Origin of the sequence: Shewanella gelidii (genome assembly GCF_014647855.1) — a bacterium.
In the GTDB taxonomy this organism is placed as follows: Bacteria; Pseudomonadota; Gammaproteobacteria; order Enterobacterales; family Shewanellaceae; genus Shewanella; species Shewanella gelidii.
Map to the genome: position 1 here is coordinate 565,011 of NZ_BMPZ01000001.1, position 16,419 is coordinate 581,429.

The 16,419-nt window shown below is 45.1% G+C and carries 12 protein-coding genes and 1 pseudogene; 6 read left to right on the top strand and 7 right to left on the bottom strand.

Annotated features, from left to right (window positions below):
* Window positions 1-24 precede the first annotated feature (24 nt).
* From IEY18_RS02520 to cobA, 4 genes are all read right to left on the bottom strand, one after another.
* Window positions 25-1,749 (bottom strand): SLC13 family permease, encoded by a 1,725-nt coding sequence (locus IEY18_RS02520; protein ID WP_188917465.1) that lies wholly within the window; start codon window positions 1,747-1,749, stop codon window positions 25-27.
* A 2-nt stretch (window positions 1,750-1,751) separates the two neighbouring features.
* Window positions 1,752-3,209: a sulfate adenylyltransferase subunit CysN gene (gene cysN / locus IEY18_RS02525; RefSeq protein WP_188917467.1), complete on the bottom strand. Its 1,458-nt coding sequence runs from the start codon at window positions 3,207-3,209 to the stop codon at window positions 1,752-1,754.
* Window positions 3,210-3,297: 88 nt separating this feature from the next.
* Entirely contained in the window at window positions 3,298-4,206 is a 909-nt protein-coding gene (cysD, locus tag IEY18_RS02530) for a sulfate adenylyltransferase subunit CysD (protein WP_188917469.1), read from the bottom strand.
* Between the two features lie 12 nt (window positions 4,207-4,218).
* Window positions 4,219-5,049 carry a uroporphyrinogen-III C-methyltransferase gene (cobA, locus tag IEY18_RS02535; RefSeq protein ID WP_188917471.1) on the bottom strand — a complete coding sequence of 277 codons (831 nt, stop codon included), beginning with the start codon at window positions 5,047-5,049 and terminating at the stop codon, window positions 4,219-4,221.
* Between the two features lie 454 nt (window positions 5,050-5,503).
* Between cobA and IEY18_RS02540 the strand changes: the two genes are divergently transcribed.
* The gene (locus IEY18_RS02540) at window positions 5,504-6,370 is read left to right on the top strand and encodes a phospholipase A (protein ID WP_229779719.1); all 867 of its coding nucleotides are present in this window, start codon (window positions 5,504-5,506) and stop codon (window positions 6,368-6,370) included.
* Window positions 6,371-6,406: 36 nt separating this feature from the next.
* On the top strand, window positions 6,407-7,855 hold the full coding sequence (locus tag IEY18_RS02545) for a S41 family peptidase (protein ID WP_188917475.1): 1,449 nt from the start codon (window positions 6,407-6,409) through the stop codon (window positions 7,853-7,855).
* Window positions 7,856-8,087: 232 nt separating this feature from the next.
* Here the strand turns inward: IEY18_RS02545 and IEY18_RS02550 are convergent.
* Window positions 8,088-10,322: pseudogene (locus IEY18_RS02550) on the bottom strand (S9 family peptidase).
* 214 nt (window positions 10,323-10,536) lie between these two features.
* Between IEY18_RS02550 and IEY18_RS02555 the strand changes: the two are divergent.
* Window positions 10,537-11,526: a class 1 fructose-bisphosphatase gene (locus IEY18_RS02555; protein ID WP_188917477.1), complete on the top strand. Its 990-nt coding sequence runs from the start codon at window positions 10,537-10,539 to the stop codon at window positions 11,524-11,526.
* A gap of 98 nt (window positions 11,527-11,624) precedes the next feature.
* On the opposite strand, the gene IEY18_RS02560 is transcribed toward IEY18_RS02555, so the two are convergent.
* Entirely contained in the window at window positions 11,625-12,518 is an 894-nt protein-coding gene (locus IEY18_RS02560) for a substrate-binding periplasmic protein (RefSeq protein WP_188917479.1), read from the bottom strand.
* A gap of 307 nt (window positions 12,519-12,825) precedes the next feature.
* On the opposite strand from IEY18_RS02560, the gene IEY18_RS02565 reads away from it, so the two are divergent.
* From IEY18_RS02565 to IEY18_RS02575, 3 genes are all read left to right on the top strand, one after another.
* Window positions 12,826-14,211 (top strand): Na+/H+ antiporter NhaC family protein, encoded by a 1,386-nt coding sequence (locus IEY18_RS02565; RefSeq protein ID WP_229779698.1) that lies wholly within the window; start codon window positions 12,826-12,828, stop codon window positions 14,209-14,211.
* Window positions 14,212-14,471: 260 nt separating this feature from the next.
* Complete coding sequence (locus IEY18_RS02570; protein WP_188917481.1) at window positions 14,472-15,164, top strand: hypothetical protein; 693 nt, start codon at window positions 14,472-14,474, stop codon at window positions 15,162-15,164.
* Window positions 15,165-15,173: 9 nt separating this feature from the next.
* The gene (locus tag IEY18_RS02575) at window positions 15,174-15,902 is read left to right on the top strand and encodes a pseudouridine synthase (RefSeq protein ID WP_188917483.1); all 729 of its coding nucleotides are present in this window, start codon (window positions 15,174-15,176) and stop codon (window positions 15,900-15,902) included.
* A gap of 20 nt (window positions 15,903-15,922) precedes the next feature.
* Here the strand turns inward: IEY18_RS02575 and IEY18_RS17500 are convergent, their stop codons facing one another.
* Window positions 15,923-16,339: a putative iron-sulfur cluster-binding metallochaperone gene (locus tag IEY18_RS17500; RefSeq protein WP_188917485.1), complete on the bottom strand. Its 417-nt coding sequence runs from the start codon at window positions 16,337-16,339 to the stop codon at window positions 15,923-15,925.
* Between the last annotated feature and the right edge of the window lie 80 nt (window positions 16,340-16,419).

The window sequence follows — 16,419 nt, forward strand, 5'->3', positions numbered from 1 at the left end:
CGCTACTCCAAAAATATATAAAACTTAAAAAGGAAACAAAGCCGGCACCATGAGAACAACAATCCCGGAGTACAAAATGGATAACGGCAAACCTACGCGCACAAAATCACTGAATTGATAGTGACCGGCATTAAAAACCATAAGGTTAGTTTGGTAACCATAAGGCGAAATAAAACTGGCAGAAGCACCAAAGATAACGGCTAATATGAAAGGGCGCGTATCAACACCAAAGTGTAATGCCATCGCATACGCGATTGGAAAAGCTAAGGCGGCGGCAGCATTGTTCGTAATCATTTCAGTTAACAGCAGGGTTAACAAATAAACACCAATAAACGCCGCGTACACCCCCATACCGCCAAAAAGGTCTAATAAACCATTGGCTACATTGTCAGCAAGACCAGTATTGAGCATTAAAGCCGCTAAATTCAGCGCACTGCCAACGATGATGACGAGCTCAATCGGAAAGCGTCTTCGGAGTTCATTGATGCTCACAGCGCCGAAAGCCACGTAACTGATTAACAGTAAGACTAAGCCTTTGGTTAACGGTAACCACTGCATTAAACTTGCTGCAATCGTCGCCACAAAGCCAAAAAGAACCCAATGACTTCGAGGCTCGTCTAGCCGAACATTATGCTCTAAGCCATTCACCGCCGCGAAATCACGATTACGATCTTGGAGACCAGAAAAACCGTCACCGGGGGTAAGTAGCAACACATCACCAGCTTGCAACACAATATCGCCGAGCCCCCCTTTGAGCTGCAATTGACCACGACGAACTGCCATAACTGCAGCATCATAACGCTCGCGAAATCTCACGCCTTTAATGGAGCTTCCCGCGAGTGAAGAAGACGGTGCCAACACCGCCTCAACCAAATTTTGCCCTTTAGCTTGCTGCTTACCAAACCACTCCAATCCATTGAATTGATGCAACAGCTCAACAGACTCAACCGCTCCACTAAACCTTAATGTATCACCGCCTTGAAGGATCATTTGCGGAGGCACAGGGCAAATGCGAATTCCGCTGCGTTCCAGCTCCACCAAATAGAGTTTTTTCAAAGCTCTTAACTTGTTCGTTTGAACGCTTGAACCAATAAGGCTCGAATGATTCGCAACTTTAGCTTCTAATAAATATGGCAAGTTTTCATCTTGCTGCCCTTCGGTTGTGTCTGGCAGCAAACGAGCTAAAACAACTAACAACGCTATACCAGCAACCACAATCACCAAACCAACCTGAGTAAACTCGAAGAAACCAAGAGGCGTAAGCCCGGCATTTTCAACAAATGAATTGACAATCAAGTTGGTAGAAGTGCCTATCAAAGTTAATGTGCCACCCAAGATAGCGGCATAAGACAAAGGCAACAATAACTTAGAAGGCGCATGAGTTTGGTTGCGGCGCACCACGCTTATGAGCGATCCCACAACAGCAGTATTATTGGTGAATGATGAAAGTATCGCCGTCGAAAATCCTAGTTTTGCCATTGTGACGGGAAGTGAGTCACTACCGATCACCTGACTTAAACGACCAAGTAAAGACGTTTTTTCAAGCGCCGCAGTCGTTAAAATCAGTAAAATTAACGTCACTAAACTGGCATTGGTAAAGCTGGCAAGCGCAGCTTCTATCGTCACCATATCCAACAAATATGTAGCGATAGCTGCAATCAAAAATAGTGTCGCTGGCGAAGCAACGCCAGCCATCAGCCCAAACACAAGGCTCACTACAATAACAGCTAACAGCCAAATATCTGCCATGCTTAACCCTTACTGGCCTTGCGAATATCCAGTGCTTGCCAATGAGGAAAGTGCTTGCGAACTAACGCATTAAACTCAAGCTCAAATTCACTATATTCATGGCTCGGCACCTTCGAGGCCGCTGACACGTCATCAAGTACATCAACAACCATCATTGCAGCCACCGTCGCATTTGTCAGACGGTCCACCAGAATCATGCCACCAGTATCGCGGATTTTGGTATAGGGATCGGCGGCAATTGCTTCGGTCAACTCTAGCTTAACCCGTGCTATCGCGTTCAATCCAAGGGTGTCAGGCGAACTTTGCTCAAGGCTATTCACATCAATCTGATATTCAACCTCAGCCACTATCGCCTGCGTTTTTTTGCCTGCGACTTTGACATCATAGAGACGACCAATTTGTAAAGGCTGTTCGTCCATCCACACCAGATCAGCTCGAATCTGGCTGCTGACAGGCAAACTGGTATCAACTTCAGCTAGCAAATCCCCTCGAGAAATATCAATTTCATCCTCAAGGGTCACGGTTATCGCTTGCCCTGCTACCGCTTGCGGGAGGTCGCCATCAAAAGTAACAATGCGAGCAACTTTACTGCGTTTTCCTGAAGGGAGCGCCTCGAGCTCATCTCCAACGTTAAGTACGCCAGATGCAAGGGTGCCAGCAAACCCACGAAAATCTAAGTTGGGTCGCGATACATACTGCACAGGTAAGCGTGCAGGCAGTTCACTCAGCTGCCTTTGCGTCTCAATCGTTTCTAAAAGCTCAAGCAGAGTCGAACCTTGATACCAAGTAGCACGCGAGCTTGGCTCAACGACATTGTCACCTTCCAGTGCAGATACAGGAACATAGTGAATTTCGATTTCATCTAAGTGTGCACTGAAGTCATTGAACTCTTGTTGAATTTTGGTAAATACCGCCTCATCAAAATCCACTAAATCCATTTTATTAACCGCAACAATAAAGTGCTTAATTCCGAGCAATGAAGCAATAAATGCGTGTCGACGGGTTTGTGTTTGCACGCCATAACGAGCATCGACCAAGATCACGGCCAACTCACAAGTCGACGCACCAGTCGCCATATTACGCGTGTACTGCTCATGACCGGGCGTATCAGCAATAATGAACTTACGCTTGTCACTACTAAAATAGCGATAAGCAACATCAATAGTAATGCCTTGCTCTCGTTCAGCTTGCAACCCATCAACCAGCAAGGCTAAATCAATCGCTTCACCTGTGGTCCCCATCTTAGCGCTATCACTTTTCAAGCTTGCCAGCTGGTCTTCATAAATTTGCGCGCTATCGTGTAACAAGCGACCAATCAAAGTGCTTTTACCATCATCGACACTGCCACAAGTGAGTAGTCTAAGTAGCCCTTTACTCTGCTGATTATTGAGATACGCTGTTACACCCTGAGCTTCAATTTCAGCCGCCATTAGTCTGGCTTTGTTTACTGCTTGATCCATTGTAGAGTCCTCTACCTTCAATCTTTCGATACCTACAAGCGCTATAGCCTATTCAGTAGGTTAAAAATTAACTGGTTTATTCAATCGATTAGAAATAACCCTGACGTTTCTTAAGCTCCATCGACGCACTCTGATCTGAATCGATCAGGCGCCCTTCACGTTCGCTTGAACGAGTCAGTAGCATCTCTTCAATAATTTTCTCTAAGGTATCTGCTTCTGAGTGCATTGCGGCCGTTAAGGGGTAGCAACCTAACGTCCTGAAGCGCACTTTTTGCTGGGACAATGCTTCACCAGGCTCCAAGGTCAAACGAGCATCATCAGCAAGAATCATTTGCCCATCACGCTCTAAAACCGGACGTTCTTGGGCAAAATAGAGAGGGACAATTTCGATGTTTTCTTGATGAATGTACTGCCAGATATCTAGCTCAGTCCAATTCGAAAGCGGGAACACTCGAATGCTCTCGCCTTTATTCACGGCCCCATTGTAATTACGCCAAAGCTCAGGCCGTTGATTTTTCGGGTCCCAACGATGATGACGATCGCGAAAAGAATATACTCTCTCCTTTGCTCGCGACTTTTCCTCGTCTCTCCGTGCACCGCCAAAAGCCGCATCAAAGCCATATTGATCAAGCGCCTGCTTTAACCCCTGTGTTTTCATGATATCGGTATGCTTTGCACTGCCATGGGTTAAAGGGCTTATTCCTTGTTCAACACCTTCAGGGTTCATATGCACGAGCAAATCAAAACCAAAGGCTTTAGCTTGCGCATCTCTGAACTGGATCATCTCCTTAAACTTCCAACCCGTATCGACATGCAAAAGTGGGAAAGGAATCTTGCCTGGGTAAAATGCCTTGCGGGCAAGATGCAACATCACCGAAGAATCTTTACCGATGGAGTACAGCATTACAGGGTTATCAAACTCTGCTGCCACCTCTCGAATAATTTGGATGCTCTCGGCTTCCAATTGCTGTAAATGGCTCAATCTTTGACCTGCCATGGGAGTCTCCATTTAATTGACGTTGATGTGTTGCGATAAATCGAATGCTAATGACTTGTTATCTAACGATGTCTGCTGGGGATTAAACCAAGAGAGTTGTTGAGCAAGCGACACCACCTCCCCAATGATGATTAGGGCAGGCATTTGTAACTCGGGATGTTTTGCTAAAGCCCCCAGCTGATCGAGTTGACCGACAAAGCGTTGCTGATCTTTTGTGGTTGCTTTAGAAATAATAGCGACAGGGGTTTGAGGGTTGCGTCCAGCCTGGATCAACGCTTGACTGATGTCCTCAGCGTTGCCTATTCCCATGTAAATTACCAAAGTGTTTTGGCTACTTGCATGGGCTTGCCAATCCACGCCTTTACCACCAGGCTGACCGTGACCAGTAACGAAGGTAACCCCTTGGGCATAATCTCTATGGGTTAACGGGATGCCGCCGTATGCCGCAGCTCCACTTGCGGCCGTAATCCCAGGAATGACTTCAAACTCTACTCCTGACTCGGCTAATGTTTGTAGCTCTTCCCCACCACGACCAAATATAAAAGGGTCTCCCCCTTTTAATCGTACGACACGCTGTTTAGTAAAAGCTTTCGTGACCAACAGCTGATTTATTTCATCTTGCGCCGCACTATGTTTGCCCGCACGTTTGCCGACTGCAATTTTTTCAGCTTGATGAGGAATTAAATTGAGAATATCGTCACTAACTAATGCATCGTAAAGCACAACATCAGCAGTTTGTAGAACTCGCCATGCCTTCACGGTTAGCAGATCGACATCACCAGGACCTGCACCTATCAGCCACACTTTACCTAGCTGTTGCCCCGGCAGCGCTACTATATCCATTCCAATTCCTCTTCAATAAGCTAGGCGTTGAATATAGCGGGCTCTTATATTCCACAATAAATAGATATTTGTTAGTTTTTATAACTTTTAGTTATTAAGGGGCGATGGGAAAGGTATATCAATTCAGATACCAAGGCGGGCATGTGCAAATACATTTGCTACAACGCGCTTACAGGCTTGTTTTAACGTGGGTTCGCTCGATATTTGATACTTTCAACGGAATGATGACGAATTCAGCAAAAATACAAGAGAAGCGATTTGCACTAACATATGGAAAAAAATTATAGATTGGGCGCCTTTAGCTAGGGGAGTCGCTAATAAAAAATCCAAACGAACAAATGCTTTAACATTTTCCATTAACGGTTAAGCACTATAGAATGCATTAAAATTAATCGGGACTGCTTTGGGAAAACAGATGATAAAAAACATAAAAGGGCTTTTACTCACTGGAGCGATGACGGGCACGATGATGGTCAGCCACATCGCATGGGGCGATTCCCTTCTCTCACAGCGATTAAAAGATGAGTTAGAAACGGCCGAAAAACCCTTTGTTATCACGCCCCATAAGGTCAACTATATTCTGCCAGTCACCTATAATTCATCACCCAATGTCGAGCCCTTTTTGGAAGAAATTGATGGCCAAGTTGATCCCGATTCAGTCATTGAGCGCTTCGAAGCAAAGTTCCAAATAAGCTTTAAATTCCCACTCGCCTATAATTTGTTTGGCGATAACGGTCACTTATTTGCGGCATATACTAACCAATCCTACTGGCAGGTATACAACAAAGATATTTCGTCTCCTTTTCGCGAAACCAATCACGAGCCAGAGCTATTTTTAATGTTCAATAATGATTGGGAAATTGCAGGGCTAACAAATTCACTTTGGGGTGTGGGTGCCGTTCATCAATCCAATGGGCAATCTATCGGTCGCAGCAGAAGCTGGAATCGGATTTATGGCACCATGGTCTTTGATAAGGGGCCTCTAGCGCTTGCCGCCAAGGTTTGGTGGCGTCTCCCTGAAGATGAAAAGGAGTATGAGGGCGATCCACGGGGTGATGACAACCCTGACATTGAAGACTACATGGGTAACTTTGAGCTTTTTGCCGCCTATGGCTATGAAAAACATCGGTTCACCATGATGTTACGCAATAACCTCCGCTCAAATAACAAAGGCGCCTACGAGCTCACCTGGAGCTATCCCATAAAGGGCAATTTAAGGTTATACGCACAATACTTTAATGGATATGGCGAAAGCTTAATTGACTATAACGCCAGCTCAAACCGACTCGGCATCGGCGTTTCAATCAATGATATTCTTTAAACGGAAGCTATAGGTAAAGCAACGCTGAGACTCAAAATGACATTTGGTTATCGAGCAATCATTTTAAGTTTTACTGCAATCATGCTACTCAGCGTGCTGAACCTCGGTTGGCTGACGTATGCGCAGCAAAGTACAAAGCAGTATTTATCTCAGCGACAAATGCGCCAAGATCTCAAAGTCTTATTCAATGAAATTGAGCAGCACTCTGCCTTTTACAGCATCCAAGGCTTAAAACTACAGAAAAAGATCACCCAAAAAATTAATCAAATTGACAAGCATTTTCCCCACCGCATTAGCCGGGAACATTTCGGAGCTGAGACCACCAAACTCATGGCATTACTTGCCGATCCCGGCGCAAGCGTCATACAGCCCGATTTAAAAACAAGTAAACTCCCTATTGGGTTAAGGCCCATGCAAAGTCAATGGCTCGCCCTAAACCACCAAGGTGAGACCTTAAACCTAGAATACCCATTTCTTGCGCATATTGATGATATCCCTATCTCAACTTGGGCGCTTGCAGCTGCACGATATTTACCCCCACAAATGCGCCGCAGTAAAAACCTGTTGCGACCTTGGTTACAACAAATCAACATCCTCAGGCATGATATCGGTTTACCACAGAAAACCGACGTTTCAATTACATTGGCGAATTCACAAGGCGAGTATCTAAAGACGCAACTGCCACTGGCCGCGAACTTGCTCCCAATTCCACCAGCCTTGGCTGAACTCCCCAAATTAAACAGTGATACACCACGAGTATTGCGCATCACTGATATCAGCCGATATCAACACAGCCAGAAACAGCGACTCGCATTACAGCAAGCCATGCTAGCACCAAATCTGATTTTGGATTTACGCCAAGCCACGGGCTTTAGTGACTGGTTTGTCGCCACACTCATGAAATATGATCGTGTTCGCCGTTTAAACCAAGATTTTGTTGGTTTTGGTCGTTATCGCATGGCGACGGACTTAAGAAGTGACTATTTAAAACCATTACGATTTACGCCACTTCATCAACTGAGTCACACCAATGAACGCCAAGCCATTCGCATTACCAAAGATATTGATAACACCTATAGCCAGGACTTCAGTCAATGGTTCGCGCGAACATTGAGATTTGAACCTGGATTCTACCTGCCATTGACCAACCAACTCACGCTTATCATCGGTCCACAATGCCGACAGGATTGCCAGTGGCTGGCTTACTATGCCAAACGCTGGTCTAACGCTCAGTTAATTGGAGAAGCAACCGCTGGAGATTTAGCTAGAAAGTACTATATAGAGTTGCCCTACAGCGGGCTTAAAATCAGTATGAGCGGCTCGTTAAGCTATGATAACCAAGGGCAGCGCATTACCGGGATCAGTACCCAACCCGATATCGACATCACATTCGATGAACATAGCCAATGGCAAAGTGTCATTAAGCTTGCCGAGAAACAACAACGTCGACAAAGTGCTGTATTGGCTGCCCCCTCAGAGCAATAACCTCGGCTCGCCGAGAGCCCTCAGTTTTCCCGAACAACTGAAGGCTTCAAGAACCATTCACTTTTTGAAGCGATTCGAGATATTGCTTCGAAAAATCGAAGCCATTCACCAATGATAAGCATACGAGCCACCGCAAACAAATGACGCAGTGTTTCAGCACGTATATCAACCGCTTTCTTCGGGGTCGCGTGATCGCGCAACCGCACGACCATCGATCATATCAATGAGCAATTCACTCGCTTCCTTTCAACTGACGATCTAAAAAGTCGGTCAATGAGCGATAAAGGTGACGCTTGACTTTGTCGCCGCGCATCGAATGTTTCGAGCCGGGATAGTCAATCATTTGAAATAACTTACCTTCATCTTGTAGTGCCTTATACACTTTGGTGCTGTTTTCAAATAGCACATTGTCATCTGCCATACCGTGGTACATCAATAGTCCCGATTGATAGCCTTTGACATACGGCATGACACTACTGGCTTCATAGCCTTTCGCGTTGGTCTGAGGATGGCTCAAATAACGCTCAGTGTAATGGGTATCATAGAGACGCCAATCGGTTACTGGAGCACCAGAAATAGCTGCCTTAAAATAGTCTGGCGCTTTGAATAGGCTCATTAATGCCATATAGCCACCATAGCTATGACCGTATATCGCAATATTGTTCGCATCCACATAGGGTAAAGACCGTAAGAAATCGACCCCCACCTTTTGATCATCAACTTCTGCGTCACCCAACTGCTTGTAAATCACATGTTCAAACTGAGTACCGCGATGTGCTGAACCTCGATTATCAAGTTGGAATACAAGGTAGCCTTGCTGCAACAAATATTGGGTGTAGTAATCGTGGCTGCTCCAACTATTGACGACGAGCTGGGCATGGGGGCCACCATAAACACGTACCACAACTGGATACCGTTTGTTTCCATCAAAGTCTGCCGGTTTAAACAAACGATAGTGCAACGCCTGCCCATCGTTGGCGGGCACTTGGCCAAACTCTGGTAACTGCCACAGCCCAAAGTACGGGTAAAGTGGGTGATTATTATCGACCCGGTTCTGCGCCACCCAATTCAACTGTTGGCCTTTTTCATCATGGAGGCTGATTTGTGGCGGCTGGCTTAAACTATTGAAGTAATCTAAATAAACTGGCTTATTGTCCGCAAAAACAACACTGTGCATTCCTGCGCGTTCACTCACTTGCTCAATATTGCCGCCAGTTAATGGGGTGCGATAAAGGTGTTGCTCTAAAGCACTGGTTTTTCGTCCAGAAAAATAGACCCAGTTCCCTTGCTCATCGACATATTCAACTTCGTCAACCACCCACTGGCCTTGAGTCAGTTGACGAATCAAGGTGCCATCTTGTTTAAATAAATATAGATGATTGAAACCATCTCGCTCCGATGCCCATATAAACTGTTCGCTATTTTTTAGAAAATGCAAACTATGGGTCAAATTAACCCAAGCGGCACTAGTTTCAGTCAATACCGTCTTTGGAGAGTCCAACATGCCACGAGCGACTATGTTTAACTTCAATGTTTGCTGGTCTCGGCTTTGCCATTGATATGATAGTGTCTGACTGTCAGGCAGCCAGTTCACTCTAGGCAAATAAATATCTTGGTTTTGTCCTAGCGCAACCCATTCTGTGCGCGCACTTTCAGTCGCTGTCGCAAGTGACACAACTCCGAGAGCTATCTTGACATTGGCTTTACCGGCATATGGGTAACGTTGCTGCGTCAACTTGATGCCATCAGCATATATTTCGTTACGAGTGACTAACTCCACGCCAGACTAATCAACACGAGTAAATGCAATGGCTGACTCATCTGGTGACCACCAATAACCAGTCATTCGGTCCATTTCCTCTTGGGCCACAAACTCCGCCATCGCATTCTTGATCGCACCACCGCCATCTTGGGTGAGCTGATGCAACTGCTTGTCTTTAAGGGACAACACAAATAAGTTTTGCGCACGAACAAATGACACAAAATGTCCCTTTGGCGATAGGCGAGCATCCGTTGCAAATCCATCACCAATCGGCAGCAGTGTTACTTCGCCAGTTTTCATTGAGTAGTAATAAAGCTGGCCACTAGCAGGGATCAAAATCGCTTGACTATCTTGTGACCAAAAATACTCCATAATGCCCTGACCATAAATCCGCTGCCGCTCACGGCGCGCTTTCTCTTCATCTGAAAGTTCTCCGGTTGCCAATTTGTCGGCATTCAGCAATCGACTCACCTTGCCGGATTTAATATCCATCTGCCATAAATCGTAGAAGTGTTGGTTATCTTCTCTTGGTGCGAGGTAGGTCACCCGCTGGCCATCTGGCGAAATTTTTAACCCTCGAGGGCTCGAACCTGCAAGCGCAGGAGAAGCATACAGGCGCTCAATCGTTAACGGTGTTTTACCAGCCTCAGGCATAGCTGAAGTTTGAGACTGAACAGAATTTGATAGCAACATAGGCACCACCATAAGCGCGAATTTAATCCAATGGGTATTCATTATGATTCCTTGAATACGAAGACGAAGGCCAAAGCCAGATGAAAAAGGCAACGCACATTGTGCCTTAACCCTCGCAAAAACAAAAACCAATGAACCAACGCTGAAAATGGCAACACTTTGAGGTATGATATCGCTCGAATAATAAGAGCTAACCTGTCACCTATAAATCGTTAAAGGAACATCCATGCAAACCCTTGCGCAAACCCTCAAACAGCAAGCCACTAGCGACTCGCTGACGCAATTAATTTTCACTTTAGCTGAAACGTCTAAAGCCATTAGTAAAGCGGTGAGACATGGCGCTTTAGCTGGCCTTCTTGGTGCGACAGAACAAGAAAACGTGCAAGGAGAAACACAAAAGAAGCTAGATATTATTACCAATGACATGCTTAAAGGTGCTTTGAAGGGTGATAATAGTGTCCATGGTTTAGCTTCTGAAGAAGAGGATGACGTCGTCGCAGTTAATCAAGGCGGGGAATATCTAGTATGTTTCGATCCTCTTGATGGCTCTTCTAATATTGATATCAACTCTTTAGTTGGCACCATTTTCTCAGTCTTACCAGCTGTGGAAGGTGAACTAACCGAGCAAAGTTTTTTACAATCTGGTCGCAATCAAGTTGCTGCGGGTTACGTGCTGTACGGTCCATCAACAATGTTGGCACTCACCACTGGTCACGGGGTTCAGCTCTATACATTGCACCCAGAAACAGACGAATTTTTGTTAACGGATGCCAACATGAGCATTCCCAAAGACACTGCCGAATTTGCAATTAATATGTCAAACCAACGCTTTTGGGAAGCGCCAATGCAAACCTATATTGCTGACCTGCTTTTAGGTAAAATTGGCCCCCGAGAAAAAGCTTTTAATATGCGTTGGATTGCTGCAATGGTAGGCGACGTACATCGTGTCCTTTCTCGCGGTGGTATTTTTACTTACCCAACCGACAACAAGAACCCACTGAAGCCGTACAAATTGCGCTTAATGTATGAAGCAAACCCAATGGCATTGCTTGTAGAACAGGCCGGCGGTAAAGCGTCAACTGGCTATGAAAATATTTTGGATATCGACCCACAAGAGATCCATCAGCGTGTTGCGGTCATTTTAGGTTCAGCCAATGAAGTAGACACTTGCCTCAGTTATCATGATATTGATTATAGCGAAGAACCCTCGCTATAAACTTTACAGCAATACATAAAAAGCCGGCTTGATGCCGGCTTTTTTATATCTGGGTTAAGTCGGATGATTCTGGCAGCGTGGAGCAAGATACAAAGGAATTAGTTTATCATGGGTGGGGATATTCGATGGTGATAAACACCTTCCTGTAAATGTCGAAGCATCTGCTGATAACGGCCAGAGGCCTTTAACTGTGCAAGCCCTTGATTGAACAAAGCCAGTAACTGGCCATTGGGATCGGTCTCTTTTGAGAACATCACATAATAGTCTCGCTTATCTAAAACCGTTGGCGCAAATACAATTTGCGCTGCTTGTTCAGCAGACAACTGACTTTGAATAAAGTAATGACCCACATGTTTCACAAAAGGGACTGCGTCAATACCTCGATGCAGCAGTTTTTTAAATAGGAGGTCATAATTCCCGTCGCGATCGATCGTTAACAAGCCTTGACGCTCAGCGCTCTCTAAATCTGGATAAACGGTATGAAGCGTTCCACCAATGATTAAGCCATACAAATCCTCAATACGTACCCACTCCAGCCCTGAAGATTTAAGATGAAATAGATGCTCATTTTCTTCGACAACAACATCACTGAACTGAAAAGATAAAGCCCGCTTGGGGGTATGTACCCACACAACACTACCATTCCATGCTTGGACACCCGCGCTATAACCTTGCTTTGCATATCGATAAGAACGCTTCCAAGGAAAAAAGCCATATTTAACCTCGATACCGACATTTGCAAACGCTTCTGTCACCACATGGGAAGCAAAACCATAGTTTGGTAAAGATTGCGACAGATATGGAGGCCATTCACCATTAGTCAAGAAGACGGTTTTGACCAAGGGCTTGGTTTCATGAGCAAGTTCGTTACGCTGAGCTTGTGTTGTTTGCGTTGCAAACACTGAAAAATGAACAGTCAAACACATCAACAAGCATACAGAGCGCTTGCTTAGCCATTTGATTCGCTTTCTTAGACGATTCATTACAATCAAACTAGGTCAAACTCCAAAATAGTATGATGCAAAAATACTCAATGCATTCAGCCACTGAGAACAAGTTGCAGACAACCAAAAAGATGGCCAGACACAAAGGCATCTAGACGTCCAGATTGACATTGGGTTATCAATTCCCTACACTCATCGATGAAGTCCATACCGCAGAAATCAACGGAATCTCAAAACAATTTGAGCACTGCTCGTTATCGGTACTGAATCACAGATGAAGCAACAAACTCCCCCTCTACTAAAGATAGACTAGAGCGGCTAACTTGCTGCTAAATCCATGATTAAATAACGGTTGATGACTAATTTTCATGACATGAACCACAAAAAGTCCTTCTACGTGAAACAAGATAGAGAGTCACCATTGAACCAACAAACCACAGATTCGGGTTCAGCCATCGCGCTGCTTCCATTAGCAATATTTCTTTGTTTATTTATTGGTGCCGGTGTCTATTTCCAGCAGCAAGGCGTTGAATTTGCCTTTTATCAATTGCCAAGCGTCATTGCGATTTTGCCAGCCATTATTGTTGCTCTTGCCATTTCAAAGCAAAAGCTCAACCAAGCAGTCGAAACCTTTATTGCTGGCGTTGGCCACAGTAACATTATTGCAATGTGTATGATTTACCTTTTGGCAGGCGCCTTTGCCGCAGTTGCCAAAGCAACTGGCGGCGTAGACGCGACGGTCGCCCTTGGTCTTTCTTTCATCCCATCCCAATTTCTGCTCCCAGGCTTTTTTATCATTGCCGCCTTTATTGCGACCGCCATGGGCACCTCAATGGGCACGATTGCAGCCGTTGCACCCATCGCTTTTGGTATTGCAGAGCAGGCTCAAATTGAAGCCTCTCTGATGGCTGGTGCAGTGCTTTCAGGTGCCTTATTTGGCGATAACCTTTCAATCATTTCAGATACCACAATTGCAGCCACTCGCACTCAAGGCTGTGATATGAAAGATAAATTTCGAGAAAACCTCATTTTTGCGTTGCCAGCAGCCTTAATTACGCTCTTTATTTTTGCTTTTTCAGCGTCTGGCGACGCCGATCTGGCCGCCCAAGAAATTGATATCATTAAAGTGCTGCCCTATCTTACGATTTTAGTACTCGCCGTCATTGGTATGAATGTATTTGTAGTTTTAACTCTAGGCATTGTACTTGCAGGGATAACAGGAATGCTCACGCTTGACTATGGTGCCATTCAATTCGGCAAAGATATCTATGCTGGATTTGGTAACATGCAAGAGATATTTATCTTATCCATGCTAGTGGGCGGCCTCGCAGCCTTAATGCAGCAACAAGGTGGTCTCAACTATATCAATCATCAGATTGAAACATTCATCCGTCGGTTTTCTAAATCAAAAGGTGAAGCGTCAACCCGCGCTGCTGAACTTGGTGTCGCTTCAATGGTTGCACTCACTAACAGTTGTGTTGCCAATAACACCGTATCAATTGTCGTCACAGGAGATATCGCGAAGTCTTTGGCCGACAAGCATCAAGTCAGTGCCAAACGTAACGCAAGCGTGCTCGATATTTTCTCGTGTATTGTCCAAGGCATTATTCCCTACGGCGCACAAGCATTGCTCATTGGCTCAATCTTCAGTATCACGCCTTTGGCCGCGATATCGAATGCATGGTATTGCTTTGTTTTAGCAGCAGTCGCTTTGGCTATTATTACGTTAAGGCCACGATAAAGCCGAAACTCGGCATTGCGATTCATCGACATCAATAAGCGACACAGCACAAGAGCATGCCAATCAGCGACCTTTTAGCACGTACTATAAAGGTCGCGCGCACCTCACGCACCCGCTCGCACCAAGTAAGACTTTAGTTGCAATTATAAGTTTTTGTTGATGAAAACCGATTTCTGACACCAATACATAGATGCGGCAACAATGAACCATGTTACATTGTGTCCATTACAGTCATAAGTTGTATAGTTCGCCACCCAGCTATGAAATCTCAGCATTTTGATTTACATCGCCTTGTCGTCATTATGACCCTTTTATCTGCACTTGTCGGTGAAGTGGGCATATGTATCGCGTTGGGAGCGGAGTATTTAGAGAATGGCATCCAAGCTTTGTACACACGAGTCGATATGCTTGGAGACTACGTCAACTCAGAGCTTGCCATCGTCTTTAATATCTCAATGCTTGCTGCAGGCTCGTGCATGTTGCTCGCAATGTACGGACTCTTCTTACTTAAGCAAGGCGCCTATAGCAGTATCGTTGCATGCTTAGGTTTTTTAGTTGGTTTTAGCACCGTTTTGATGGGGGTATTTCCCATTAACTATACGGTTTTACACAAGTTTATCTCTTTGGCTTTCCTACTTAGCACCATGTGCTTATATGGCCTGTGCATTATCGCTAAGTTTAACCATCAATCCCTCTGCGCACTGCCAATGTTTATTCTAAGCATCATTGGATTTACCGCGAGTATCATTGTGCTCTCCCAATATGATTGGGCAACTTTAGATGTGACGCCATGCCAGCATGTTAAAGAACAAGTTTGCTGGATTGCAGTTAGCATTGGCATTCAGGTTCAAGTCATCGTATTTTGGTGTATTTCTTTGGCATTACATATGAACCAAAACATCATCAACCAGCAAGATTATTCCGAACCCCATCATGACACTCATCGCCGTTAGATTAAGGTCATGAAGGGCACGACTCGTATCGCTCAAGTGATTGCCCGCGCAGGTATTTGCTCTCGTCGCGAAGCCAGTCGACGGATCAAGCAAGGCCGTATTACATTAAATGGCCAGCCTGTCGATCACACCACTCGCATTGAAGTGAATGTTGAAGATACCGTGACACCAATGAATGGCAGTCTCGCATGTGATGGTACGCCAATCCGCAATTTGCCTGACCTTGTTTATTACCGACTGAATAAACCACAAGGCATAGATTGTCGATTACTGCCCGAACGAGCTGATAGCCTCTATCATTTGATTCAAGAATTGCCTCGCGTATTCCCTGTTGGACGTCTGGATAAAGATTCCCATGGCCTAATGGTGTTAACCAATGATGGAGACTTGAGCCAACAGCTCATGCACCCTAGCTATATTCATTCAAAAACTTACCGTGTCACAGTTGATAACGAAATTGACGGCAGCTTTATTAAAAACATAGAAGCTGGCGTCGCGTATGGCGATATAAAAACATTACCCTGCAAAGCGAAACAATTGACACCCTGCCAGTTCGAAATCATTCTCACACAAGGACTAAACCGACAAATTCGTCGAATGGCACAGGCTCTTGGGCGAACCGTGATTGATCTTCAACGGGTCGCGATAGGGGCGCTTCAGTTAGACACTTTGCCTTTGGCAGAAATACGGCCGCTGTCTGCAAATGAAATCAAGCTTCTAAAACAATCAAAAAGCTAAGGACTGACGCTACAGTTCTACTAGCGAAAATCTTTTAAGCAACAACGACCTGACGGGTTTCTGGCTGTACAGGCACACTTTTTTTCTCGAGTACTTCTCACAACGAACGCTTTAATATCCTGAGACTTGGATTCAGCTCTAGACACACCAAAGCAATAACAGATCAGCGAGTTGGGGTGATTGTCTTTCACACCGACCTTGGTTCGCAGAGAGGATTTAGTCAGCACTGAATTATCTTCACCAAAGTAAACAACATCACAGTGGGGGTTACTACAAAAATAATAACCCTGTGGTTTTGCGTGCCACATCCATGGTTGATGAATGTGATGCAGAATTGTGGTCATAGGAACACGACTATAAAGCTCCCCGTCCACAGGACACCGATGCGTTTTAGGTGCGCTTGATGAATCCGTGTTTTCAGAGCAACAACTTGTCATGATATACCTCTTTGCAGCATTAAAACTGAATGTTCAGTAGACGGGCTCTAGAACCCATGTGCAATTGACTTTAAAATCAT